Origin of the sequence: Bacteroides sp. B1-V-101 (genome assembly GCF_023656585.1) — a bacterium.
Lineage (GTDB): Bacteria > Bacteroidota > Bacteroidia > Bacteroidales > Bacteroidaceae > Bacteroides > Bacteroides thetaiotaomicron.
In genome coordinates this window covers 32,395-58,453 of the sequence record NZ_JAMOKH010000007.1, presented here as the reverse complement: position 1 = coordinate 58,453, position 26,059 = coordinate 32,395, and the positions used below count along the sequence as shown (strand labels likewise).

17 protein-coding genes are annotated in these 26,059 nt (G+C 42.6%); 11 read left to right on the top strand and 6 right to left on the bottom strand.

Annotation, left to right across the window (positions count from 1 at the left end; genetic code table 11):
* Positions 1-126 precede the first annotated feature (126 nt).
* The gene (locus NBH01_RS07610) at positions 127-2,076 is read left to right on the top strand and encodes a glycoside hydrolase family 97 protein (RefSeq protein WP_250700055.1); all 1,950 of its coding nucleotides are present in this window, start codon (positions 127-129) and stop codon (positions 2,074-2,076) included.
* Here NBH01_RS07610 and murQ read toward each other — a convergent pair.
* From murQ to NBH01_RS07595, 3 genes are read right to left on the bottom strand one after another with little or no spacing between them, the layout of a single operon-like run.
* A complete protein-coding gene (murQ, locus tag NBH01_RS07605) occupies positions 2,060-2,893 on the bottom strand; it encodes an N-acetylmuramic acid 6-phosphate etherase (protein WP_061474223.1) in 834 nt (277 codons plus the stop codon). The two genes, NBH01_RS07610 and murQ, sit on opposite strands and share 17 nt — an antisense overlap.
* A gap of 10 nt (positions 2,894-2,903) precedes the next feature.
* On the bottom strand, positions 2,904-3,287 hold the full coding sequence (locus tag NBH01_RS07600; RefSeq protein WP_008760453.1) for a DUF3037 domain-containing protein: 384 nt from the start codon (positions 3,285-3,287) through the stop codon (positions 2,904-2,906).
* Positions 3,265-4,047, bottom strand: a complete 783-nt coding sequence (locus NBH01_RS07595) for a HipA family kinase (protein ID WP_072067322.1) — start codon at positions 4,045-4,047, stop codon at positions 3,265-3,267. Before NBH01_RS07595 ends, NBH01_RS07600 begins: the two co-directional genes overlap by 23 nt.
* A gap of 152 nt (positions 4,048-4,199) precedes the next feature.
* Between NBH01_RS07595 and NBH01_RS07590 the strand changes: the two genes are divergently transcribed.
* The 10 genes from NBH01_RS07590 (at position 4,200) to NBH01_RS07545 (ending at position 23,122) form a co-directional block, all read left to right on the top strand.
* Complete coding sequence (locus NBH01_RS07590; RefSeq protein ID WP_072067321.1) at positions 4,200-5,810, top strand: hypothetical protein; 1,611 nt, start codon at positions 4,200-4,202, stop codon at positions 5,808-5,810.
* Positions 5,811-5,920: 110 nt separating this feature from the next.
* Positions 5,921-7,840 carry a glycoside hydrolase family 127 protein gene (locus tag NBH01_RS07585; RefSeq protein ID WP_032813852.1) on the top strand — a complete coding sequence of 640 codons (1,920 nt, stop codon included), beginning with the start codon at positions 5,921-5,923 and terminating at the stop codon, positions 7,838-7,840.
* A gap of 185 nt (positions 7,841-8,025) precedes the next feature.
* Positions 8,026-10,809 (top strand): two-component regulator propeller domain-containing protein, encoded by a 2,784-nt coding sequence (locus NBH01_RS07580; protein WP_165938003.1) that lies wholly within the window; start codon positions 8,026-8,028, stop codon positions 10,807-10,809.
* 747 nt (positions 10,810-11,556) lie between these two features.
* Positions 11,557-12,072, top strand: a complete 516-nt coding sequence (locus NBH01_RS07575) for an RNA polymerase sigma-70 factor (RefSeq protein WP_008766735.1) — start codon at positions 11,557-11,559, stop codon at positions 12,070-12,072.
* Between the two features lie 133 nt (positions 12,073-12,205).
* Entirely contained in the window at positions 12,206-15,436 is a 3,231-nt protein-coding gene (locus NBH01_RS07570) for a SusC/RagA family TonB-linked outer membrane protein (protein ID WP_170848630.1), read from the top strand.
* Positions 15,437-15,446: 10 nt separating this feature from the next.
* A complete protein-coding gene (locus NBH01_RS07565; RefSeq protein ID WP_008760460.1) occupies positions 15,447-17,186 on the top strand; it encodes a RagB/SusD family nutrient uptake outer membrane protein in 1,740 nt (579 codons plus the stop codon).
* A 29-nt stretch (positions 17,187-17,215) separates the two neighbouring features.
* A complete protein-coding gene (locus tag NBH01_RS07560) occupies positions 17,216-18,601 on the top strand; it encodes a DUF4979 domain-containing protein (protein ID WP_008766733.1) in 1,386 nt (461 codons plus the stop codon).
* Positions 18,602-18,610: 9 nt separating this feature from the next.
* On the top strand, positions 18,611-19,987 hold the full coding sequence (locus NBH01_RS07555) for an alginate lyase family protein (protein ID WP_008766732.1): 1,377 nt from the start codon (positions 18,611-18,613) through the stop codon (positions 19,985-19,987).
* Positions 19,988-20,191: 204 nt separating this feature from the next.
* Positions 20,192-21,841, top strand: a complete 1,650-nt coding sequence (locus NBH01_RS07550) for a glycoside hydrolase family 43 protein (protein ID WP_055228983.1) — start codon at positions 20,192-20,194, stop codon at positions 21,839-21,841.
* 60 nt (positions 21,842-21,901) lie between these two features.
* Positions 21,902-23,122, top strand: coding sequence for a glycoside hydrolase family 88 protein (locus NBH01_RS07545; RefSeq protein ID WP_011107138.1), 1,221 nt, complete (start codon positions 21,902-21,904; stop codon positions 23,120-23,122).
* Positions 23,123-23,221: 99 nt separating this feature from the next.
* Here NBH01_RS07545 and NBH01_RS07540 read toward each other — a convergent pair whose 3' ends face one another.
* The 3 genes from NBH01_RS07540 to NBH01_RS07530 form a co-directional block, all read right to left on the bottom strand.
* Complete coding sequence (locus NBH01_RS07540) at positions 23,222-23,698, bottom strand: copper resistance protein NlpE (RefSeq protein WP_008760465.1); 477 nt, start codon at positions 23,696-23,698, stop codon at positions 23,222-23,224.
* 59 nt (positions 23,699-23,757) lie between these two features.
* Positions 23,758-25,044 carry a hemolysin family protein gene (locus tag NBH01_RS07535; protein ID WP_008760466.1) on the bottom strand — a complete coding sequence of 429 codons (1,287 nt, stop codon included), beginning with the start codon at positions 25,042-25,044 and terminating at the stop codon, positions 23,758-23,760.
* A gap of 217 nt (positions 25,045-25,261) precedes the next feature.
* Positions 25,262-26,044 carry a M48 family metallopeptidase gene (locus NBH01_RS07530; RefSeq protein ID WP_011107141.1) on the bottom strand — a complete coding sequence of 261 codons (783 nt, stop codon included), beginning with the start codon at positions 26,042-26,044 and terminating at the stop codon, positions 25,262-25,264.
* Positions 26,045-26,059: the final 15 nt, after the last annotated feature.

The window sequence follows — 26,059 nt, the reverse complement described above, 5'->3', positions numbered from 1 at the left end:
TATATTTGCAGAAATGTATGAAAGAAAAGAGACTTTTATAAAAAGAATTGAGAAGTAGTGTTTCTTTGGGAGACAGATTGAGTATAATAATTAATTCGTTCGTATATATTGGAAAAACGGATAAACATGAATTTAAATAGAATGAAGAAAAGTATCTTGCTTTTACTGTTGGTAATACCGACACTGACAAAGGCACAGAATGTGATGACAGAAACCCGCCGGGAACTGACTTCCCCAGACGGAGCGTATCGGTTCACCTTTTACCAGCGTTCGTTCGGAGAGGATAATGCACGAATGTATTATACGCTGACATATAAGAATCGTCCGGTAGTGGAGGAGGGTGAACTTGGTGTACAGGTAGAGAATCAATTGTTTGAATCGGCATTGGGGGTACCAAATGATACTTGCTATTTTTGGTGCGAGAATCTGAAATTAACGGATACTGATCATCGGAAAAACGATGCAACATGGAAACCTGTATATGGAGAACGTGCCGAAGTTCGGGACTGTTATAATGAAATGACTTTAAAGTTTCGTAAAGGTGAGGGACAAGGGATGACTGAAGGCGGTTACGACAAACGTAAAAACTACTTTATGAATATTATCGTCCGTGCCTATAACGAAGGAGTGGCATTCCGTTATCATTTTCCGGAAACGACCAATGGGCTATTTTTACATATTACAGGTGAACGGACAAGTTTCACAATGCCTGAAGGTACAATGGCTTACTATGAACGTTGGGGACAAGGTCCTTATGAGCTTCGTCCCCTGTCAGGGTGGGGAAAAGAGGAAAGTGAACGCCCTTTGACTATGAAACTGCCAGATGGATTGACTGTTGCATTACTGGAAGCGGAGATGGTGGATTATGCTCGTGGAAAATTCCGTTTGTCTGCAGAGAAGCCTTCAACACTGGAAACTAGCTTGTATAGCAGCGTTGACATTATTTCTCCCTACAGTACCCCTTGGCGTGTCATTATGGCTGCCGAACGTCCGGTCGATTTGATCAATCATAATGATTTGGCTTTGAATTTAAATACTCCTTGTCGGATATCAGATACTTCTTGGATTAAGCCTGGGAAAGTATTCCGTTCTGGAGACTTAAAACAGGAGAAAGTAAAAGCAGCCATTGATTTTGCAGCGGAACGTGGCATTCAATATGTACATATGGATGCAGGATGGTATGGCCCGGAAATGAAAATGAGTTCGGATGCTACTACGGTTTCTCCGGATAAAGATCTTGATATTTCTGCTTTATGTAAATATGCAGAATCTAAAGGCATTGGATTAATGGTCTATGTCAATCAACGTGCTTTGGTTCAACAGCTAGATTCTTTATTGCCATTGTATAAAAAATGGGGATTGAAAGGAATTAAATTCGGTTTTGTACAGATAGGTAATCAGCATTGGAGTACGTGGCTACATGATGCAGTCCGTAAATGTGCGGAATATGAAATGATGGTGGATATTCATGATGAATATCGTCCAACCGGTTTCAGTCGTACCTATCCCAATTTGATGACGCAAGAAGGTATCCGTGGAAATGAAGAGATGCCGGATGCGACACACAATACCATTCTCCCTTATACTCGTTTTTTGGCAGGCGCAGGAGATTATACACTCTGTTATTTTAATAGTCGCGTGAAAAACACCAAAGCACATCAATTGGCAATGGCAGCCGTATATTACAGTCCTTTGCAATTTATGTTTTGGTATGATAATCCTGCTATGTATAAAGGTGAGGAGGAACTGGAGTTCTGGAAAGCCATCCCGACTGTTTGGGATGAAAGTCGTGCATTAGATGGAGAAATAGGTGAATATATTGTGCAGGCTCGTCGTTCCGGAAAAGAATGGTTTGTGGGAGCAATGACAAATACAGAAGCGCGTACCATTACGTTAACCACGGATTTTTTGAAACCGGGAACGAAGTATATAGTCAACTTGTATGAAGATGACGACAAGTTGAATACACGTACAAAGGTTCGTACTACTCATAAGAAGATAAAAGCCGGAGATAAGCTAACTTTGAAGTTAAAGTCCTCCGGTGGTGCTGCACTGCATTTTACTCTTGCTGAGTAGAGTTGTGTCTGCGATAGGCCTCTATCGCAGACTTAACCGAACCGTGTAGCAACAGAAGTGCCTCAGCCTTTTCGTAGTCCAGATGGAGTTCTTCAATGATCATGCGCGTTCCCCGATCAATGAGTTTTTGGTTACTCAATTGCATATTGACCATTTTATTTCCTTGCACGCGTCCCAGTTCAATCATGATAGTAGTGCTGATCATATTCAGAATCATCTTTTGAGCAGTACCCGATTTCATCCGAGAACTTCCTGTCACATACTCCGGACCGACAATAACTTCTATCGGTACATCAGCTTCGGTAGCCATCGGCGAATTTGGATTACTGGTAATGCAGCCGGTCAGTATTCCGTGTTCCCGTGCTGTATGCATGGCTCCGATCACATAAGGAGTGGTGCCGGATGCTGCAATTCCGATGACTGTATCTTCACTATTGATATGATGCTGCAATAACTCTTCCCATCCGCGGGACATATCATCTTCCGCATTCTCGACGGGATTGCGCAAGGCGGTATCTCCTCCGGCGATTAGTCCGATAACTACGGTGGGAGGCATACCGAAAGTCGGAGGTATTTCGGAAGCGTCGAGTACACCTAAACGTCCGCTTGTTCCGGCTCCCATATAGAATATTCTCCCACCTTTTTTTACTCGGGGAATAATTAATGTGACCAGTTTCTCTATTTGTGGGATTGCTTTCTGCACGGCATCTGCTACTTTATGGTCTTCAGTATTGATATCTTCCAGAATCTCTTTTACCGACTTCTTGTCGAGGTCATCATAGAGCGATGGTTGCTCTGTTATCTTGATAAATTCCATGATTGATCATTTAAAGCACTAATTCTTTGAACAAACGCTCCAAGGTAGCATCCAAATCCTCGGAAAATCCGGGATGCGGGCGGGATACTTGTATACATGAGCTTTTTACAGCGGTCAGCCACCGGAAACGATCGGGGACATCCATGCTTGCTATCATTCCCCCTTCCTTACTACCCGAACAAATCCTGTCGAAGACATGCAGTCCTTCTTTCAGACAATTCATATCCAGTTCGGAAGAAAACAGTTTCAGTTTATTCTCATCTATCGTATAAAGTGATTTGAGGTATTTGCATCGTTTGGAGAACAGTACAATACCTACATTGATAAATTCTTCACGTTCTACTTTGGGAACGAAACGAATGGTTGCGTATTCATATAAGTGCCTTTCTTGCATGTTGCGCTTCATTTACAAATAGTTCGGAATGCTTGATCCTTTCCTCTAAAAATTGAATATAAATATCTCTCAGGTCTTGTGGAGTTTCCTGTCCTTCCGTCCAGTTCAACCAGTCGTCGGGGACGGTATTGACTATTTCCCGTATCTTATCGGAGGTTAGTAACTGTCTGAATGCCATATCTGTTTCTTTCAGTTGGTCGGCAAATGGCAATAAAACATGATCTTTTATCTGCACGAATGGGGTGAGTGCCTGTTTCTGCCAGTTGGTCCAGCTATGTTGGAAGTAAAGGGAAGCTCCATGATCGATCAGCCATAATTCTTTATGCCACATCAGCATATTGGTATTCTTGATGGTACGGTCCACATTTGTCAGAAAAGCATCCATCCACACAATCTGTGAGGCGGTTTTACCATCCACTTGATGTACGACAGGATCGAAGGTCAACGCTCCGGACAAGAAATGCAAACCGATATTCAATCCACGGCTCCATTGCAGTAAATCCTGTATCTCTTCATCTGCTTCCGTTCGGCCGAAAGCTTCATCTAAATTCAGGAAGATGATCTCCGGTACTCTGAAGCCCAGAGTACGGCCTATTTCTCCTCCGATCAATTCAGCGATAAGGGCTTTGGTTCCGTGCCCTGCTCCTCTGAATTTTACGACATATTTGAACTCATCGTCAGCTTCAGCCAAAGCCGGCAATGATCCGCCTTCCCGCAGGGGAAGAATATATCTAGTTACGTTTGCTGTACGTAAATCCATATCACTCCTTTCTTAATTGAGAATAAAGATACGACGTTTTTGTGAAATTGTCGATGAAAGAGTTCCTATAATAATAGTTTTTTTATATTTTTCGGTTGAGTATACTTTGGTTTCGTTACGTATTACATAAAATAACGATAAATGAATGGAACATGAAACTACTTCGATTTTTAGTATTTGGAATATTAGTGTTTATGTTATGGCCGGAATGTATAGCGGCGGAATGGCAGTGGTCTGTACAGATACCCGGCATTATTTCTAACGAAACTGATGATCATCCACAGGCATTCCTATGGATACCTTCCGATTGTGCCCAGGTAAGAGGTGTGATGATAGGTACTCACAATATGACAGAGGAAACCCTGTTTGAGAATCTTCTGTTTCGGGAGAAAATGTCCGAAATAGGTATGGGCTTGATCTGGATTACTCCGGGCTGGGACCAGAAATGGGATGTATCTGCCGGAAGTCAGAGGGCATTTGAGCAGATGTTGGAGGACTTTGCCGCTATCAGCGGTTACAATGAATTAAAATACGTTCCGATTGTTCCTTTCGGACATTCGGCGATGGCAACTTATCCTTGGAATTTTGCAGCATGGAATCCCGAACGGACATTGGCTGTCATATCCTTTCATGGAGACGCACCGCGTACTAATCTTACCGGATATGGACGTGATAACATGGAGTGGGGGAAACGTACTATTGACGGCATTCCCGGCTTGATGATCGAAGGAGAATATGAATGGTGGGAAGATCGCGTAAATCCGGCATTGGCGTTTCGCCTGATGTATCCCCGGAGTTGCATCTCGTTTCTTTGTGATACTGGGCGCGGACATTTTGATATTGCAGACCGTACGGCAGTATACCTTGCATTGTTTCTGAAGAAAGCCATGGAGTACCGATTGCCGGAAACGTATGATGTAGATAAGCCCGTGATGCTGAAGAAATTGAATCCGGAAAACGGATGGCTTGCCGAGCGTTGGCATCCTGACCAAAAGAGACGTGCTAAAGCAGCTCCCTTCAAACAATACAAAGGCGATCCGCATGATGCCTTCTGGTATTTCGATAAAGAGATGGCTGACATGACAGAAGAACGTTATCGTCAGGAAAGAAGGAAAAAACCGCAATATCTTGGTTTTGTACAAGAGAACAGCCTTCTTGCATATCACCCGAAGTCTCATGTGAAAGTTGCCGCCCGTTTCCTGCCGGAGGAAGATGGACTTACTTTTCATCTGAAAGCTGTATTTACGGATAGTCTGCATACAACCATCTCCGACGAACATTCATCGACCTTTCCCGAAATAACCCGCATCTGCGGACCGGTACAGAAGGTGAATGATACTACTTTTACTGTTCGTTTCTACCGCATGGGAATGTATAATAAGCGTCGCACAGGAGACATCTGCCTCTTGGCGAGTCATGACGGTGATAATCAATATAAAAGTACAGTGCAGGAACTTAGTTTCCGGATTCCTTACCGTAACACGGAGGGGAAACGACAGTATATACTTTTCCCTGGCATTGGGGATGTGAAGGCAGGGGTGGAGTCCGTCACTCTTCGGGCTACTTCCGATTGCGGACTGCCTGTATATTATTATGTGAAAGAAGGCCCTGCGGAAATCGACGGAAACAAACTTGTATTTACTCCGATACCTCCTCGCAGTAAATATCCGTTGAAGGTGACAGTAGTTGCCTGGCAATATGGGCTGGCGGGAAAGGTACAGACAGCAGAGCCGATAGAACGAAGTTTCTTTATTTATCAATAATATGGAATAAAACGAAAGCTTACGGAACGATCAATCAGAATTAATTTCATTGTATTGAGTGTTGAACAGCGCTTATTCGTATCTTATTGAAAAGGATATAAAGAATGATTATGAATAAGAAAAATCTAGTTGTAATAGCATGGTTGGCAGTGTCGACTATGATGTCCGCCCAGTCTGTATACCCCGGTCAGCATCAGGGAAAAATGAAAAAAGAGACAGTGGCTCCAATTCGGGTACAGAGTTTTGATTTAAAGGATGTCCGCCTCTTAGCGAGTCGTTTTCGTGATAATATGTTGCGGGATTCGGCATGGATGACTTCTCTTGATGTGAATCGTCTGTTACATAGCTTCCGGACCAATGCCGGTGTCTTTGCAGGTCGTGAAGGCGGCTATATGACTGTAAAAAAACTCGGTGGCTGGGAATCTCTGGACTGCGAACTTCGCGGACATACTACCGGACATTTGCTTTCAGCTTACGCATTGATGTATGCTGCTACCGGAAGTGAGATTTTCAAACTTAAAGGAGATAGCCTTGTAAATGGATTGACCGAAGTGCAGAATGCACTTAAAGGAGGATATTTGAGCGCATATCCCGAAGAACTGATCAACCGCAATATTCAGGGAAAGAGTGTCTGGGCACCTTGGTATACCTTGCATAAACTTTATTCCGGTCTGATAGACCAATACTTATATGCAGATAATCAGCAGGCTTTGAGTGTGGTGACCAAAATGGGCGACTGGGCTTATAACAAACTGAAACCGCTTAGTGAAGAGACACGCCGGTTAATGATACGTAATGAGTTCGGGGGAATCAACGAATCATTTTATAATTTATATGCCATCACAGGCGACGAGCGTTATCGTTGGTTGGCGGAATATTTCTATCATAATGACGTGATCGACCCACTGAAAGAACTTCGGGATGATTTGGGAACCAAACATACAAATACATTTATCCCGAAAGTAATTGCAGAAGCTCGCAACTATGAATTGACACAGAATGAGACGAGTAAAAAACTTTCAGAGTTTTTCTGGCATACCATGATTGACCATCACACCTTTGCTCCGGGATGCAGCAGTGATAAAGAGCATTTTTTCGACCCGAAGAAATGCTCTAAACACTTGACTGGTTATACCGGTGAAACATGTTGCACCTACAATATGTTGAAACTTAGTCGCCATCTTTTCTGCTGGACCGGTGATTCTTCTATTGCCGATTACTACGAGAGAGCATTATACAATCATATCCTTGGACAGCAAGACCCGGAAACAGGGATGGTAACTTATTTCCTTCCGTTACTTTCCGGCTCTCATAAACTGTATAGCACCAAAGAAAATTCTTTCTGGTGTTGTGTAGGCAGTGGATTTGAGAATCATGCCAAATATGGAGAAGCCATCTATTACCATAATGATAAAGGCATCTATGTGAATCTGTTTATTCCTTCCCAAGTGACTTGGAAAGAAAAAGGACTGACGCTTCTTCAGGAAACCGATTTTCCGAAGGAAGAGACTACTCGGCTCACTCTTCGTGCAGAAAAGCCAAGGCATACTACTATTTATTTGAGATATCCCTCATGGAGTAAAAATGTGAAGGTACTTGTGAATGGTAAAAAGGTGTCAGTGAAACAGAAACCGGGTTCTTATATTGCTATTACCCGTGAATGGAAAGATGGTGACCGTATTGCGGCCACTTATCCCATGCAGATCGAACTGGAAGCTACTCCCGATAATCCGAATAAAGTAGCTTTGCTGTATGGACCGTTAGTACTTGCCGGAGAACGGGGAACGGAAGGAATGCAGGCACCTGCTCCCTTCTCTGATCCTGCTCTTTACAACGATTATTATACTTATAATTTTCATGTTCCTGCCGATCTGCGTACATCATTGAAAATAGACGTGAAACACCCCGAACGAACATTGCACCGTGTGGGAAAAGACTTGAAATTTACTACGGAGCAAGGAGATGTGATCCGTCCGCTTTATGATTTGCATCACCAGCGTTATGTAGTGTATTGGGATTTACAAGATTGATTTAATTTAATGAACAGGCACGAATAAATTATTTGGGTGCATTGAGTAAATACTTCCGCCTCTTCGTATTTGTCTATTAGCATCAGCAAATACGGAGAGGCGACTTTTTAGATAAGGAACCGCTCTCTTTTGGAGATTTTTGTGTATGTTTGTCACATGTTTAATATGATAAAGCCCGTTGGCAGGTGAAAAGCACGATTAAATATTTGGTTCTTATAATAATGTGTTGGGTTTGCGGGGAAAACTTGCAGGCACAACCCTATATGTTTCGTAATGTTGTTATGTCCGACGGCCTTTCCGGTTTGTTGGTGAATGCTATTTATAAAGACTCGGAAGGTTTCATCTGGTTGGGGACAGACAACGGCCTCGACCGTTTTGACGGTGTGAAGGTGAAGCATTTCGAATTCCGCGGAGTAGATTCGGGAAGAAAGAAACGGGTGAACTGTATTACAGAAACCGATAACAAGCAACTATGGATCGGAAATGGAATCGGACTCTGGCGGCTGAATCGCTCCGGTAGTGAATTGCAGAGAATCGTTCCCGAGAAGATCGACTGTGCCGTCAATGCTTTGTTGGCAGATGGAGATGTACTTTATATAGGTACGGAGAGAGGACTGTTTATTCAGAAAGACGGTCAGTTGCTTCAGGTACAGACCGATAAAAATATGCTGGCAGCCTGTAACCGGATCATGGACCTCTGCCTGAATGAAGATAAGAGTGTCCTTTGGTTGGCAACAGTGCAAGGGTTATTTTCTTATTCGCTGAAAGATGGTCAGATCAATTCCTGGCATTTCAGAGAGAATGTTCCCGAAGCCGATTATTTCCGTTGTCTGACCCGCATAGGTGAAACGCTGTATCTGGGTACAATGAGTCAGGGAGTCGTCTGTTTCGATATCCCGAAACAGACATTTGCCCATACGGTTTCTTTGGGATGTGATGTGATATCTGATATTTCCGGTGATGGAAAGGAGACGGTGTACATCGCTACAGATGGAAATGGGGTTCATTTCCTTTCTCACAAAGACCGGAAAGTGGTTCGCCGCTTTTTCCATGATGTGAATGATAAAGAAGGGATTCGCAGTAATTCTATCTACTCACTACTGGTGGATGACAGGGGTGCAGTCTGGGTAGGACATTTCCAAGCCGGATTGGATTATTCACTGTATCAAAACGGACTGTTCCGTACGTACGCTTATCTTCCTCAGTTTAACTCTGCCAATTTATCAATTCGTTCGTTCGTAAACCGGGGACCGGAGAAAGTGATTGGTTCGCGTGACGGATTGTTCTATATTAACGAAGCTACCGGCATAGTGAAAAGTTTCGTGAAACCGGTTCTTACGTCCGATCTGATCCTTACCATTTGCTTCTATGAAGGTGAATATTATATCGGTACGTATGGCGGTGGTATGATGGTATTAAATCCGCAGACGTTATCTCTCAAATACTTTACACAAGGTGATACGGAACTCTTCCAGAAAGGACATATCTTCTGTGTAAAACCGGATAACAGGGGAAATCTTTGGATTGGCACCTCGCAGGGACTATTCTGTTACAACGGGCAGACAAAGCAAATCAAAAACTTCACCAGCACCAACTCTCAGTTGCCCGAAGGAAATGTGTATGAAGTAAGTTTTGACTCTACCGGAAAAGGATGGATTGCTACAGAAACCGGTATGTGCATCTATGATCCGGCCTCACAAAGCCTTCGTTCCAATGTATTTCCGGAAGGATTTGTACACAAAGATAAAGTACGTACTATTTATGAAGATGCAGAACATAACCTTTACTTTATCCGTGAGAAAGGCAGCCTGTTTACTTCTACCTTAACGATGAACCATTTCCGCAATCAATCAGTACTTTCTACGCTTCCCGATAACTCGCTGATGTCAATAACAGAAGATAATCAAGGCTGGCTGTGGGTAGGCTGCAACGATGGATTGTTGCGTATTAAGGAAGAAGGAGAAGAGTATGACTCCTTCACCTTCAATGACGGAGTGCCGGGACCGACTTTCACTAACGGAGCGGCTTATAAAGATGAAAGAGGACTGTTGTGGTTTGGCAATACCAAGGGGTTGATCTATGTAGATCCGAAACAGGTAGATGAGGTACGTGGAAAGGTTCGTCCGATTGTCTTTACGGATATTCTGGCTAATGGAGTTTCTATCAATAAATCGTCTTTGAAGTATAATCAGAACAATCTTACTTTCTGTTTTACCGATTTTGCATATGGATTACCTTCTGCCTTGTTATATGAGTATAAACTGGAGGGAGCGGACAGTGACTGGAAGTTGCTGACAGCACAGAGTGAAGTATCGTATTATGGGCTTTCTTCCGGGACATACACATTCTGTGTACGTATTCCGGGCAATGAACAATCAATGGCCATTTATAAGGTGACTGTGCAGCCGATGATTCCTTGGTGGGGATGGGTGATTCTCGCTATATCGATTATTCTGATCGTTGTTCTAGTGAGATATTATGTGCGGAAATCTGCTCCATTGGTCACGGAAGTACACGAGATCTCATCCGAAGAAGAAGAGGAAGAAGAAAAGACGGTGGAACCACATCCTGCAGAAGAAAAATATAAGGCCAACCGTATGAGCGAAGCCGAATGTAAAGAACTTCATGACAGGCTTGTTGCTTATGTGGAGAAAGAAAAACCTTATATTAATCCCGACTTGAAAATGGGAGAACTTGCCGCCGCATTGCATACTTCTTCCCATTCCTTGTCCTATCTGCTCAATCAATATCTTAATCAGTCATACTATGACTTTATAAATGAGTATCGGGTTGCCCAGTTCAAGAAAATGGTAGAGGATAATGATTACTCCCGTTATACATTGACTGCATTGGCCGAACTATGCGGCTTCAGTTCACGTGCTTCTTTCTTCCGTTCATTCAAGAAAAGTACCGGAGTTACTCCGAACGAGTATATTCGCAGTATCGGAGGAACGGCTAAAGATGAATAGTAAATGTGCTCCCTTCATTAAGATATTATGCTGGTAAGATTAATGTATTCGGTCAGTAACAAGAGATCGTTTCACGTATGTGATTCCATCGGTTCATGTACGTGATTCATTGGGCTTACGTACATGAGCTGAACGGTTCACGTACGTGAAATGAATACATGAAAGTACCTGAATATATTAGTCAAGCCTTGTTTGTATGTTAAGCTTCCCAGCCTTTGTCTTAATACATGCAGCTTACATAGAACAATATTGGGCGTAAACAACGTACATTCATGGCAAAAATGGTGTTTTTAACATTGGTAGACGTTACCCTTGAATAGTCTGTCTAACACCTGATAATCAATTGAATAAATAGATCGCTTGTCAAAAACAGGTGATAATAGAAATCAATAACTATTCTATTATCACCTTATTATCACCATCTATTATCACCCTTACTGCTTTAATTATAAGACACTTGTCCTGCCAAGGTGATAAGTGACAATTACCAAAGGCTTTTTATTTCCCAGGTTACTTTGCTCAAATTGATGAGATGTGAACCATCGGTCTGCTTATTATGCCCAAACGGAGTCTCATTTTATAAAGTGAGACTCCGTTTAAAAAGTGTGTAAGTGATTGTAATTCATTTGCTTAAATAAAATAAAGTCTACCTAGATGCGTTGAGATTCATCTCCCTTGTTTTTTGAAATCATTCTCCGGAATTGCCTTTATATTTGCATCGTGTTCAAAACCGAAAAAGATAGTATTATGGAGACAACAGCTTACACTTCCGACAACATTATCACCCGTTCTTACGAGGAATATCATCAGGTAATCTTAAACTATATTACCTATCGGATTGCTCACCGTTATGAAGCGGAGGATTTAACTCAAGATGTATTTGTGCGTCTGATGGATTACAAACAGATGCTCCGTCCGGATACAGTAAAATACTTCCTTTTTACGATCGCACGCAATTTAGTGACCGACTATATCCGTCGTTATTATAAAAAGCAGGAGATAGATAGTTACCTCTATGATTTTACTGTCACTTCTTCCAATGATACTGAAGAGAAAATCATTGCTGATGATTTGATGGCGATGGAACGGACACGGTTGGCAGCCATGCCCGAACAGCGACGACTGATCTATACGTTAAATCGTTTTGAGGATAAATCTTCTCCGGAGATAGCCTCCGAATTAGAATTGAGTTGCCGTACAGTGGAAAACCATCTTTTTCTCGGACGCCGTGATATGCGTGACTTCTTCCGAAACTGTATATAAAATTATTCATATAATAAACAACCTTTGGTGCTTATGGAAAAGGAATCAATACTGAGTGAGAGGTATCTTTATGCCTCAACAAATTTTAGAGAACAAGAATTTAATACTATTTTTAAACCTCAAATTTAATGTTATGAAACGAAGAGGATTAATTTTTAATTCGCAACCTAATAAGGCGGTCATAGTTGCTTTAGGACTGATGTTGATGCTGTGTCCGGCTTCCCGGACATGGGCTTATGCAAATGTTAATGATAGCAGGACTATAGCACAGTCTCAAAAACAAGTCAAAGGTCAGGTTGTGGATGCGACGGGAGAACCTGTTATTGGTGCAAGTATACTCGAGAAGGGAACTACGAATGGAGTAATTTCTGATATTGATGGGAATTTCTCTTTAAATGTAAGTTCTCCGAATGCTGTGATTGTTATTTCGTATATTGGTTTTAAATCAATGGAACTTCCGGCTTCCGATCCTAAATTGCGGAAGATTATAATGAAAGAAGACACTGAAGTACTGGACGAAGTGGTGGTTGTAGGATATGGTACTCAGAGAAAGGAATCTTTAACAGGTGCTGTAACCGTTGTAGGAGCCAAACAACTGGAAAATAAAGGTACGATGTCAAGCCCGTTGCAGGCAATGCAGGGCACTGTGCCCGGAGTACTTATCACTCGTAATTCCGGAGCTCCTGGAGATGAGAGTTGGGGTATGAAACTTCGTGGAGCGTCTTCATCCAACTCTACTGATCCACTCATTATTGTAGATGGTGTGGAATATAGTGACGGTATCAACGGTATGCGCAATTTGAATCCGGATGACATTGAATCTATCAACTTCCTGAAAGATGCTTCGGCTGCTATATATGGATCGAAAGCAGCGGGAGGTGTTGTATTGATTACAACGAAGAAGGCAAAAGCGGGTAAAACTGTTGTCCAGTATAATGGTTCTTTTACTGGAAAAGTGGTAGGGCTTCAACCGGAATTGATGTCGTTGGATCAATGGGCGGATGCAGTGATTACTGCTCAGACTAATGATGGCTATTCTGATTCAAACTGGATTCGCTATGCCAGACTAGCCAAATTGTATAAGAACCAGTACATTGATTTGAGTCATAGTGCACACCCGATTCCCGAAGGATTCAAGGATGTGGAAGACTTTGTCTTTATGGATAATGACTGGCAGGATATTTTATGGGGAAATTCATGGTCTACACAACATGACCTCAGTGTCTCAGGAGGTACAGAGAAAAACTTGTTTCGTTTGTCACTGGGATATATGTATGACAACAGTACCTTGAAATGGGGAAATAATAACAATCAACGTTACAATATGCGTTTGAACAACCAATTTAAGCTATCGGATGCTGTGATGTTGACATCTAGTATCGGTTATAACCGTCAGGATCAAGTATCTCCCAGTATGATAGGGAAAGTTCTTTCCCAGTCTTCCCCACAACCGGGTTTGCCTGCTTCTACTATCGACGGACGTCCCTATGGATGGGGAACGTGGCGTGCATTGAACTGGTGGGCTGAGGAAGGCGGAGACAATAAACTGAAGGTTTCGGCTATCAATATCAGCGAATCGTTGAACTGGAAGATATATTCGGATCTGGATGCCGTTGTCAATGTGGGCTATAACACTTCAACCGCTACACGTGAGAAAGTAGAGAAATCTATTGATTGGTATAATTATGCAGGCACTAAATTGTTGGCGACAGAACCTACTCAGGAAAAGAGTAAATACTCTGATTCTTTTTCAAGAACAGACTACTATATGGTTTCCGGTTACCTGAATTGGCACAAAACATTGGCGGAAGTACATAATCTGAGTGCAATGGCTGGTACACAGTATAATTACACACAGTATAAATATACTTTTGTATCTGTAAAAGATATCAATCCGTCTTTAGAGATACCAAATGGTGCCGGAGAAGTTCTGATAAAAGATGGAGACAGTAAGCCTGCAAAATGGCATGAGGCAATGATGTCCTATTTCGGACGTTTGAACTATGATTATAAACAACGTTATTTGGTGGAAGGCAATCTGCGATATGACGGTTCTTCAAAGTTCCGTCCCGAAAATCGCTGGCAATTCTTTTGGGGAGTATCTGGAGGATGGCGTTTGAGTGAGGAAAGCTTCATGCAGCCGTTATCTTCTTTGGTCAGTAACTTAAAGCTGAGACTGTCTTATGGTGTATTGGGCAATCAAAGTGGCGTAGATCGTTACGATGGTACTCAGTTGTACAATTTTTCTTCGTCTAGCGGAGCATATATTGGCTCTGGAAAAGTTTCGACTATTGATACGAATGGGAAGATTGTAACTACAGACCGTACTTGGGAACGTATTCATAGTTATAACTTGGGGCTGGACTTCGGATTCTTCAATAACCGACTGACTGGTACTGTAGAGTTATTTATGAAGAAAAATAATAATATGTTGATTGATGCCCAGTATCCGGGTGTGTTGGGAGATAATGCCCCAACGATGAATCTTGGAAAGTTTGAGGCTAAAGGATGGGAAGGAAACATGACGTGGTCGGACAAAATAGGACCTGTACAATATCATATTGGAGGGACTATAACTTATACTACTAATAAATTGATTGATTTGGGAGCAACTTCCGTTCTGAAATCAGGTTTTGTTGGTAAGCAGCAAGGTTACCCGTTGAACTCATATTTTGGATTACGCTATGTCGGTAAAATTCAGACCCAAGAAGAACTGGAAAAATACAAATATTACTATTTGGATGGCAATGGAATTGGAATGCAGGATAATCTTCGTCTGGGAGACCACATGTTCGAAGATGTGAACGGTGATGGCAAACTGGATCAGAATGATTATGTATATTTAGGGACGGATGATCCGAAACTTTCTTATTCAATCAACATCGGATTGGAATGGAAGGGCTTTGATCTCTCTGCTATTTTTCAGGGAGTGGGGCGCAGAACAGTTTTCCGTGGTGGTGAAGGAAATGAAACATGGCGGGTACCGATGAGTGCTATTTACTTGAATACTACAACCCAGTCCATCGGTAATACATGGAACCCGGAGAACAGAAATGCCTATTATCCCTCTTATACAAGCATTGGTTCTATAAATAATTATAATTATCAGTGTTCTTCTTGGTCTGTAGAGAATGGAGCCTATCTCCGTTTAAAGAATCTGACTTTGGGATATACGTTACCTGCTTCATGGTTGGCCAAAACAAATGCGATCAGTAAACTACGGATATACTTTACAGGAGCTGATTTATGGGAACATAGTAAGTTAAGAGACGGCTGGGATCCGGAAGCTTCACGTAAAACTAAAGATTTAGGACGTTATCCTTTTAACAGAACTTTCACGGTAGGTGTTAATGCAACTTTTTAAATAGAATAGTATGAAACGATCAAAAATAACAATTCTCCTTGCCATAGTGTTAGGAATGACATTCCACTCTTGTTTGGATCTGGAACCTCAGGATCAGTTGGGTGGTAAGAATATGTGGACTTCTGTCAATGATTATAAGCAGTTTGCCAATACCTTTTATAGTTGGACGCGTGATTTTTCTTCTGTCGTATATGATGGAACACATAGTGACAAACGTTCGGATTTGATTACTTATCAGAGCTACAATGAATTTAGCCGAGGAATAAATTCAATTCCGTCTTCGGACGCCAACTATACGGATAACTACAAGCATATCCGGCGCACGAACTTATTGTTGCAGAATGCTGAAGCTTATGCTAAGCCGGAAGATATAAAGCAATATATAGGAGAGGCTTATTTTTTCCGTGCTTATAGTTATTTTGACTTACTTCAATTGTATGGAGACGTTATCATCACCAAGAAGCCGTTGGACATTACAGACCCTGAGATGAAAGTAAAACGGAATGACCGCAGCGAAGTAGTCGATCTTATTATCGATGATCTTAATCATGCCGTTGAAAATTTACCGGCTTTTAAAGAACTTACGACCGAAGAGGAAGGACGAATTTCTAAAGAAGGTGCACAGGCTTTCCTTTCAAGAGTGGCTCTTTATGAAGGAACATGGCAGAAGTCGCGTAATGGTAATCAGAATACGCAACGTTCCGCTAATCTGTTGGACATAGCTGCCAAAGCAGCACGGACTGTGATTGATGCTAAATATGGATACACATTCCGATTGTTTGGAACAGACAGTGAGACAAAAATACTGGGTGACAGTGCGCAGAAGTATATGTTCATTTTGGAAAATGAGAAGTCAAATCCGGCAGGTATTAAAAAGTCTTCTAATCATGAGTATATTTTTGCTCGTCGTCATGATCAGGTATTGGCCTCAATCGGTAAGAATATAACGCAAGAATGTCTGGCAAATGTGCAATGGGTCACTCGTAAGTTTGCCAATCTTTATTTGTGTGATGATGGATTGCCTATTGAGAAATCGGGGCGCTTCCAGAAGTATGATAAAAAGGTCTCTGAATTTTTGAATCGCGATAATCGTATGCGTTATACGTTGCTGAAACCGGGTACCCGCTATTGGGGGAATAAATTCGGCCGAACTTCGTGGCAGTGGGATGAGACGGATCTTAAAACATCCAAAGTTTATGATCCAGCTTCCGGTACATGTTATGGCAACCAAAAATGGAGTGCTGAACGTGTGGTACCCGATACGCAAGAGGGATATGATTTCCCGCTTATCCGTTATGCGGAAGTCTTGTTGAATTATGCAGAAGCCATATATGAGAGAGATGATAAAATTGAAAATGAAGACTTGAATATTTCCTTGAATCTGGTTCGTCAACGTGTAAATACCAATATGCCGGCATTGACTAACGAGCTTACACAGGCACATGGGTTGGATATGAGAACGGAAATACGGAGGGAACGTACTGTCGAACTCTTTAATGAAGGATTTCGCATTGATGATTTGAAACGTTGGAAAACAGCAGAGAACGAGATGCCGCAGACTATGTTGGGAATTAAATGGAAGGGGACTGAATATGAGTCCTGGAATACAACCTTTAGTTTGAATGATGAAGGATGTGTTGTTGTAGAGACTGGGCGTCAGTGGGCGGATAAGAATTACTTGTACCCATTGCCTTCTGATCAGTTACAGTTAAATCCGACTTTGGGACAAAATCCGGGTTGGGGAGAATAATGGAATATGAATAATAAAAAAGAAAAAATATGAAACATATAGCTTTCTTATCAGTAAAATGGATGTCAGTAGGTCTTGGGATGCTAAGCTTATTACTGTCAGTAGCTTCATGTGGCGATAAGGAATATGGTGATGCTATGAATGAGGCGCAACTAATGAATGATATAGAGGTAAATGTAGGTTCATCACTACCTTTAGCTGTAGGAATGGATTTTGTTTTAGATTATAAGCCGGTTCCGGAGAATGTGACGAATCCGGAGATTACTTTAACATCATCGGACGAAAATGTGGTGTCTGTTTCGCAGGACGGCAGGGTTACGGCTAAGATGATCGGAAAAGCATATATTAATTTGTCTCAGAGTACCGCCTTTGAGACTCTCAAAACAATAGAAGTCCAAGTAATGCCGGTGGCTACAGCTATAGAGCTTGAAAACGTGGAACTGTTTGAAGGAACAAATAAGAAAGTGATTGTCAATGTGACTCCTTCAGACGGATATAATGTGTTTGATTGGAAAAGTGATAATGAAGAAGTTGCAACGGTAGCGGACGATGGTACGATAACGGGGAAAAAGCCTGGAACAGCTAATATTTCAGTTTCAAGTCAAGATGGTAGTCAATTGACTGCTACGGCTGTAGTAACAGTAAAAGAAGTGATTCCTATTGATAAAATCACATTAAGTGAACCGGGATATGATATGATGATAGGAGATAAGACTCTGATAAATTGTCTTTTGGAACCAATTGATGCATCGGTTGGATTATTAAGCTGGAGTACTACCAATGACAGAGTTGCCACAGTGGATGCTGATGGCTTGGTAACTGCTGTGGGTGCAGGTGAAGCCGAAATTATAGCTCAGGATCCATTGTCCGGACTATCAGCATCGATAGCTGTCAAAGTAGTTGGTGAAGGAGTAGTCTCATTGTCACTATCTTATGTTCGTAATCAGGATGAACTGAAAGCACTGGGATGGGGATTTGGACAAACGCCCGCTTCGGTCAATTTTGATGCTGAAGGTATGACTGTAAATATGTCTCTGCAATCGAACAGCAAATATAGGGCAGACTTAAAGATGGCTTCTAATGACCGTCCGGTTGTCTTGAATATAGGAACTTACCGCTATCTTGCCTTTAGAATGGATGTGCCGGGTAACGGAAGTCTTAAGTTGGATACGAACAAAGGTGATTATGGTAACAATCCGACCGGAGTTTTGGCTGAAGATTCGCAGGTTATATATTATGATTTGCAGGCTAAGCCCTATTTTCCAACGGATGCTCCATCGGATAAGTTGACGACTTTCCAGCTGAAGATAGCGGACGTTACTGTACAACCTTATTCTTATAAGGTATATTGGGTACGTACTTTCAAGACATTGGAAGATTTAAAAGTTTACGTAGAAAAAGAAAATAACAAATAAATCTGAAATATGAAAACGAAATATATAAGCTTATTCTTTAGCTTTGTGATAGCATTTGGTATGATGTCCTGCAGTAGTGAAATTCCCAATGGGGATACCAGTAAATTCAGTGATTTGAAAAGTCCTGAAGAAGATATGGTTAAGAAAGACTATTTGCCATTGAAGCATCCTTGTATGCTTCATACACAGGCCGATATTGATCGCGTAAAAAGTAATCTGACACGATCGCCCTGGAAAGATGCCTACGCTCAACTGGAAGCAAGCGATTATGCGCAAAGTTCTTATACAGAAAAAACGAGTGCTTTGCTTGATGGATATTTGAAACGAATGGATAAGAATAATTGGTCGGGTAAATATCCGGATTACTCTAATTACACATCGTGTATGTATGATGCTGCGGCTGCTTACCAACTGGCACTCCGCTATCAGTTGTCGGGAAATACCGTATTTGCAGATGCTGCTGTAAAACTGTTTAATGCATGGGCTACGAACTGCAAGGGTATATTGAGAATGGAAGGTTATACTAATAATATTCCAGACCCTAATTTATATTTGATACCTATTCAGGCACATCAGTGGGCAAATGCGGCGGAATTGCTCAGAGATTACAACGGATGGGATAGGAATGATTTTGAGAAGTTCAAGACTTGGATGAAAGATACGTTTTACAGTGTTTCCAATATGTTCCTTAAGAATCATAACGGCGGACAGGGCAATATGCATTACTGGCTAAACTGGGATCTGGCTCAGATGACATCTATTCTTTCCATTGGAATATTGTGTGATGATAATGTGCTGATTAATCAAGCTATCGTATATTTTAAGAATGAAGAAGGAAGATATAAAGAAGCTGGAAATATCAAAAATGCAGTTCCTTTTTTGCATCAGGATCCGGATTCTGATGAGATTTTGGGACAGTGTGAAGAGTCGGGACGTGACCAAGGGCATGCGACATTGTGTGTGTCATTGATGGGGGCATTCTGTCAGATGGCTTATAGTATCGGTGAGGACCTGTTTGCTTTTGATAATTATAGGGCAGTAGCAATGGCTGAGTATGTAGGCAAGTACAATCTGATCAAAGATGAAGCCTTCAATAAAGGAACATTAGTTGGTGATGATTTTGTATATGATTCCAATTCTTTCCCCTATACTTCCTATTCAAATCCGTCTTATACCAATACAACTATATCTACAGACCAGCGCGGAACGAAAAGACCGGCATGGGAACTGTTCTATGGATATTGCAAGGCAAAAGGTATATCTTCCATTTACAGCGGGAAGTGGGCAGAGCAAATGCGCCCCGACGGAGGTGGTGGAAACTATGGACCGAATAGCGGTGGATTTGATCAGTTAGGTTTCGGCACATTGATGTATTACCGGGAATGACGATACATTTTGGAATATTTTTGCGAGGGGATTAGGTATTTACCTGATCCCCTTCGTATATATAAGCAAATAGGTCAGTAATAAGATTGTTGAAAAGAGATAAAGGATTCAGTTTTTAAAAGATTGGTTTTAATATAAGGTAAAAAGAACCTGTTTTTAGGAATAACGATTAGTATGTTTGAATGAAATGATTAGTAAGGTAATATGCGTAAAAAGATTCTGTTTATAGCAGGAATGATGGCTTGCTGTACTTGGGCGGGTGCACAGGAAATATCCCAGACCTGGGTGGCTGATAAAGGCAATGGTACTTATCAGAACCCTGTGCTTTATGCCGACTATTCCGATCCGGACGTATGTGCGGCAGGAGATGATTTCTATATGACGGCTTCCAGTTTTAATTGCATACCGGGACTTCCTATACTTCATTCCCGTGATCTGGTAAACTGGTCGCTGGTGAATTATGCGTTGCCGGTACAGGAACCCAAAGAGTTTTTCGATAAAGCGCAGCATGGGAAAGGTGTATGGGCTCCTGCTATCCGCTTTCATAAGGGAGAGTTTTATATTTATTGGGGCGATCCGGATTATGGAATCTACATGATAAAGACCAGAGATCCGAAAGGATCATGGAGCAAACCCGTATTGGTGAAAGCTGGAAAAGGAATGATCGACCCGACGCCACTTTGGGACGAGGACGGGAAAGTATATCTGATACATGCTTATGCCGGCAGCCGCAGCGGAGTGAACAGCATTCTGGTTATTTGCGAACTGAATGCGGAAGGAACGGAAGTGATCTCCGATCCGGTAATGGTGTTCGATGGAAATGACGGGAAGAACCATACGGTAGAAGGACCGAAGCTCTATAAACGAAATGGTTACTATTATATTTTTGCTCCGGCAGGCGGAGTAGCTACCGGTTGGCAGCTAGTGCTTCGTTCAAAGAATATCTATGGTCCCTATGAATCAAAGATCGTGATGGCGCAGGGGAAGACCACCATCAACGGTCCGCATCAGGGGGGCTGGGTAGATACAAATACAGGAGAATCGTGGTTCGTCCACTTTCAGGATCAAGGGGCTTACGGACGTGTTATTCATCTCAATCCGATGAAATGGGTGAATGAATGGCCTGTGATCGGAGTAGATAAAGACAAAGACGGTTGCGGAGAACCTGTCACCACCTATAAAAAGCCGAATGTCGGAAAGATGTATCCGGTAACTACTCCTCCGGAAAGTGACGAGTTCGATACACGGCACTTGGGATTACAGTGGCAGTGGCATGCCAACAAACAGGATACCTACGGATTTACGACCGATCTGGGATATATCCGACTCTATGCAGGCAGCCTTTCCAAAGAGTTCGTGAACTTTTGGGAAGTGCCTAATCTGTTGCTGCAAAAGTTTCCCGCTGAAGAGTTTACGGCTACTACCAAGCTGACGTTTACCGCCAAGCAGGATGGAGAGCAAGCCGGAATGATAGTAATGGGATGGGATTATAGTTATTTGTCTGTCCGTAAAGCCGGCGACAAGTTTATCCTGCAACAAGTCGTATGCAAAGATGCGGAACAACAGCACCCCGAACAAGTGAAGGAACTGGCGAGTTTTCCGGTGGAATATCTGAAAATGCCGGGAGTGGCTGATAATGAGTGGAAGACCGTTTACTTACGGGTAAAGGTTGCCAAGGGAGCCGTTTGCACCTTTGCCTATAGTCTCGATGGAAAGAAGTATACAGCAGCGGGAGAACCTTTTACTGCCCGGCAGGGAAAGTGGATAGGAGCGAAAGTCGGTTTATTCTGCGTCACTCCTAATGACGGAAATCGCGGATGGGCGGATGTAGACTGGTTCCGGGTAACTAAATGATAAGAAAGAATAAGTGAGAATAAAAAATAAGAAACTAACACGAAGATATAGAACGAAAAAATGAAGAAGATTGTAGCAGGGTTGGTTGTAGTACTAGGCTTTTGTGCATGTGCCCATCGGACTTCCGGTACGTTGGATGTGAATAAAGCTCTGGATTATTGCGCGGAACAGACCCAACGTTCACTGGTAGAACTGAAAGGAGACTCGGGTATAGACTATACAATGATGCCACGTAATGTCATGGCAGACGAACATCATTGGAACTGTCGGAAAGCAACGAAGGAAGAATGGTGTGCCGGTTTCTGGCCGGGAGTGTTGTGGTATGATTATGAGTATACACAAGACAAGCATATACTGGAAGAAGCCGAAAAGTTTACGGCATCCTTAGAGTTCCTTTCCCGCATTCCGGCTTATGATCATGATCTGGGCTTTTTGGTTTTTTGCAGCTACGGCAACGGATATCGCCTGACCAAGAATCCCGCTTACAAACAAGTGATTCTGGACACAGCCGATTCATTGGCTACTTTGTTTAATCCGGTAGTCGGCACGATGCTGTCCTGGCCGCGGGAAGTAGAACCCCGCAACTGGCCCCACAATACCATCATGGACAATATGATCAATCTTGAGATGCTTTTCTGGGCAGCAAAGAACGGGGGGAATCCTTACTTATACGACATCGCTGTATCTCATGCCGACAAGACTATGAAGTGTCAGTTCCGTCCGGACTATACCTCATATCATGTAGCAGTATATGATACTATTACAGGTAACCTGATTAAAGGAGTGACTCATCAAGGATATGCGGACAGCACAATGTGGGCACGTGGACAAGCATGGGCTATTTATGGCTATACCGTAGTCTATCGTGAAACGAAAGATCCCAAATACCTTGACTTTGTGCAGAAAGTAGCCGATGTCTATCTGGAACGCTTGCCCGAAGACAAAGTACCTTATTGGGATTTCAGTGCTCCAGGCATACCCGATGTTCCGCGTGATGCTTCGGCGGCTGCCGTAGTTGCTTCCGCACTGCTCGAACTGTCTGCCTATCTCCCCAATGGGAAGGGCAAACACTACAAGGATGCCGCTATCGAAATGCTGACAAGCCTGAGTTCCGACAATTATCAGAGCGGTAAAAGTAATCCGGCTTTCCTGCTTCATAGCACAGGCCATTGGCCGGCTCATTCGGAGATAGATGCTTCTATTATCTATGCAGACTATTATTATATAGAGGCATTGCTTCGTCTGAAACGCCTGCAGGAGGGAGAAGGAGTATTGGGATAGAAATAAAAAGGGGGATGTGTCAGACTTCCCTTTTAACGAAATCATCCTCGCCACAGATAGCTGTAGCGAGGATGATTTTACTGGTTAGGGTTTAGGTTGTTATTTCTTTACCTTGATGATGTCATAATTCAGATCGCTGACAGCTTCCTGCAGGCTATCGTTTACCAGACGCAGGGTAGTGTCATTTACAATCACAAAATACATTGGAGCCTCACCATCATTCGGAGTTAACTTAACAGCTTTGGTAGGTTTTTTGTTCACTACTTTTTGGATAGTCTGTTGTTTTCCTTTAGAAGAGAAGGTTTTATTCTTACCCTGACCTTCTGCATCGAGGTAAGTCATATCCAGTGTATACGTGGTATCTACACCGTCAGTTGCAGCGTTCAGAGTCAATACGTAGTCGATACCCGGACCGTCGGCAGCAGGGAGTGTACCTTCATAAACTTCGGTCACTTCTGTGATCGGAGCCATTTCTATAGAAAGACTGTCTGCTTCTGCCTCTGCGGCTTTGTTGGCTTTTGACTGGCAAGATGCCAAAGCAGCTACGACTGCTGCTAACATAATTACTTTTTTCATCGTTAAGTGCTTTAAGTTAATATAAATATAGTGAGCTTACTGCTCGGGTTATTTTTTCTTTATTCTTCGTCCCGTTTGATGACTAGCAGTTTGTCTACCCGTCCACGGTCCATATCCACTACTTCGAATTGCAGGTTCTTGTAGGTGAAGATATCTCCGGCTTTCGGGATACCGCCCAGCAGGAACATTGCCAATCCTCCGAGGGTTGTGAAGTCTTCGTCCTCCAGGTCTTCATAAGATAAGATTCCCATCTCTTCCATAAAGTCCTTGATGTTCATCGAGGCTTCCACCAACATCGAACCATCCTGTCTTCTGACGATATCTTCCTCTTCCGTATCGTCTTCTTCAAGGATATCTCCGAAGATGCTTTCGGTAAGGTCGTGCAGGGTAATGATACCTTCTGTACTACCATACTCGTTAACAACAACTCCGAACTTGTTTTTGTTCTTCTTGAACAGCTCTAAAATTTTATTTGCATATAAACTTTCGGGGATAAACAGAGCCGGGCGGGCTATTTCGCGCAGATTGAACTCCTTTTTATTGCCTACCATCAGAATAATATCTTTGACGGATACCACACCGATAATCTCGTCTTTCCGCTCGTCCACCAACAGATATTTGCTGTAGTGTTCTTCTTCGATTGTCTTCATCACCTTGTCTTTTGTATCGTCGGGATGGAAGATGACAAGGTCTCTGCGGTGCGTCATCAGTTCATTGGCACGTTTGTCCGAGAAACGGAACACATCACGCAGCATTTCCGTCTCTTCCTTGTCGATCACTCCCTGTTCGGAGCTTTGGTGGAGAATCATTTTGATCTCTTCCTGTGTCATCGGGCGTTCTTCGTTTTTTACGCCGATGATTCTGTTCAGCAGGCGGGTGGAGATACTGAGCAGCCAGACGAACGGATAGGAGACTTTCGTCAATAAAATCATAATCGGGCTGAACAAGGTTGCGTATCGTTCCGGATTGCTGAGGGCAATGGACTTGGGAACCAGCTCTCCGATGATAAGAGAGAGATAGGTAATGATTACCACAGTGGTGATCATGGCCAGATTACGTGCATAGGCTTCCGCTCCCGGTATGAGGGAGAAGAGCGGAACAAGGTCGTCCGCGATAGCGACACCACCATAGGCACCGGATACGATACCGATCAGGGTGATACCGATTTGAATAGTGGACAAGAACTTTTCGGGTTCTTCCAGTTGTTTCAGTACTCCACGTGCAGATTTGTTGCCTTTTCCGGCGAGAGTTTCGAGACGTGCTTTGCTGGATGATACCAGCGCAATTTCGTACATGGCAAAGATGCCATTCAGTACAAGTAAGAGAAGTATGATAAGAAATTCCATAAATGGATTTAAATGATTATTGCCGTGAAATTACATGAAATCACGACATCATGCAAATATGTGCTGTATATTAATGATTTTTTAATAAACAATTGGTGCGGAATGGTGATGTATTCTTTGAAATGAGGGGGCTTAAGAACAAAAGAACATATTCCGAGGTTGCAAAGTAAATGCTCTCGGAATATGTTCTTTTGTAATTTCTGATCTTGAGTCTTTTTTATTGTTTGTATTTATCAGCCAGTTCTTTAGCACGGGCTACACGTTTGGCAGTGTCGGGGTGTGAAGAAAACATTCTCTGCATGTAGGAAGATGCGGGAGCCCCATTGGACAATTCGAGAAGCTTATTCAGTGATTTGTACATACCATAAGGGTCGATGTTGTTTTTTACGCAGAACTCTACGCCGTAGGCATCTGCTTCGTACTCTTGTTTCTGTGAGTATTGTGCGCCGGCAAGTGCTTCTGCCATTGCTCCCAGTTCAGAGTCAGTCAGTTTGGCGACCTGGCTGCTGGCTGCTCCTGCCGCATTCTTTACAGCCGAACGGAAATATGCATTCTTCATTGCGTCTTTAGAGTCGGTATGGATGACATGACCGATCTCATGACCGATTACTGCCATTACTTCTTCGTCAGTCATGACGTCCATCAGTCCGGCACAGATACGCACGCTGCCGTCACCACAGGCGAAAGCGTTAACGTCCACTACTTCATATACGCCAAAGTTAACTTTCATACCATCTACTTCTTTGATGTTTCCGGTCAGTCTTTCCAGGCGTTTTCCGTATTCGCTGTCCGGTTTGGTCAGTGGGTTATGCTTGTCCATCCATTCCATATACTCCTTGCTCATAGCAGCAATGTCGGCGTCAGATAGAGAGATTGCTTGTGCGGCATCTTTTCCTGCTTGAATAGCTTTGCCTAAATTGAATTTCTTGAATTGTGCTGAAGCGTTAAAACAACTCATGCCCAAAAATAACAGGGCTACTAATGCAATTTGTTTTTTCATCATAGTGAATTTTTA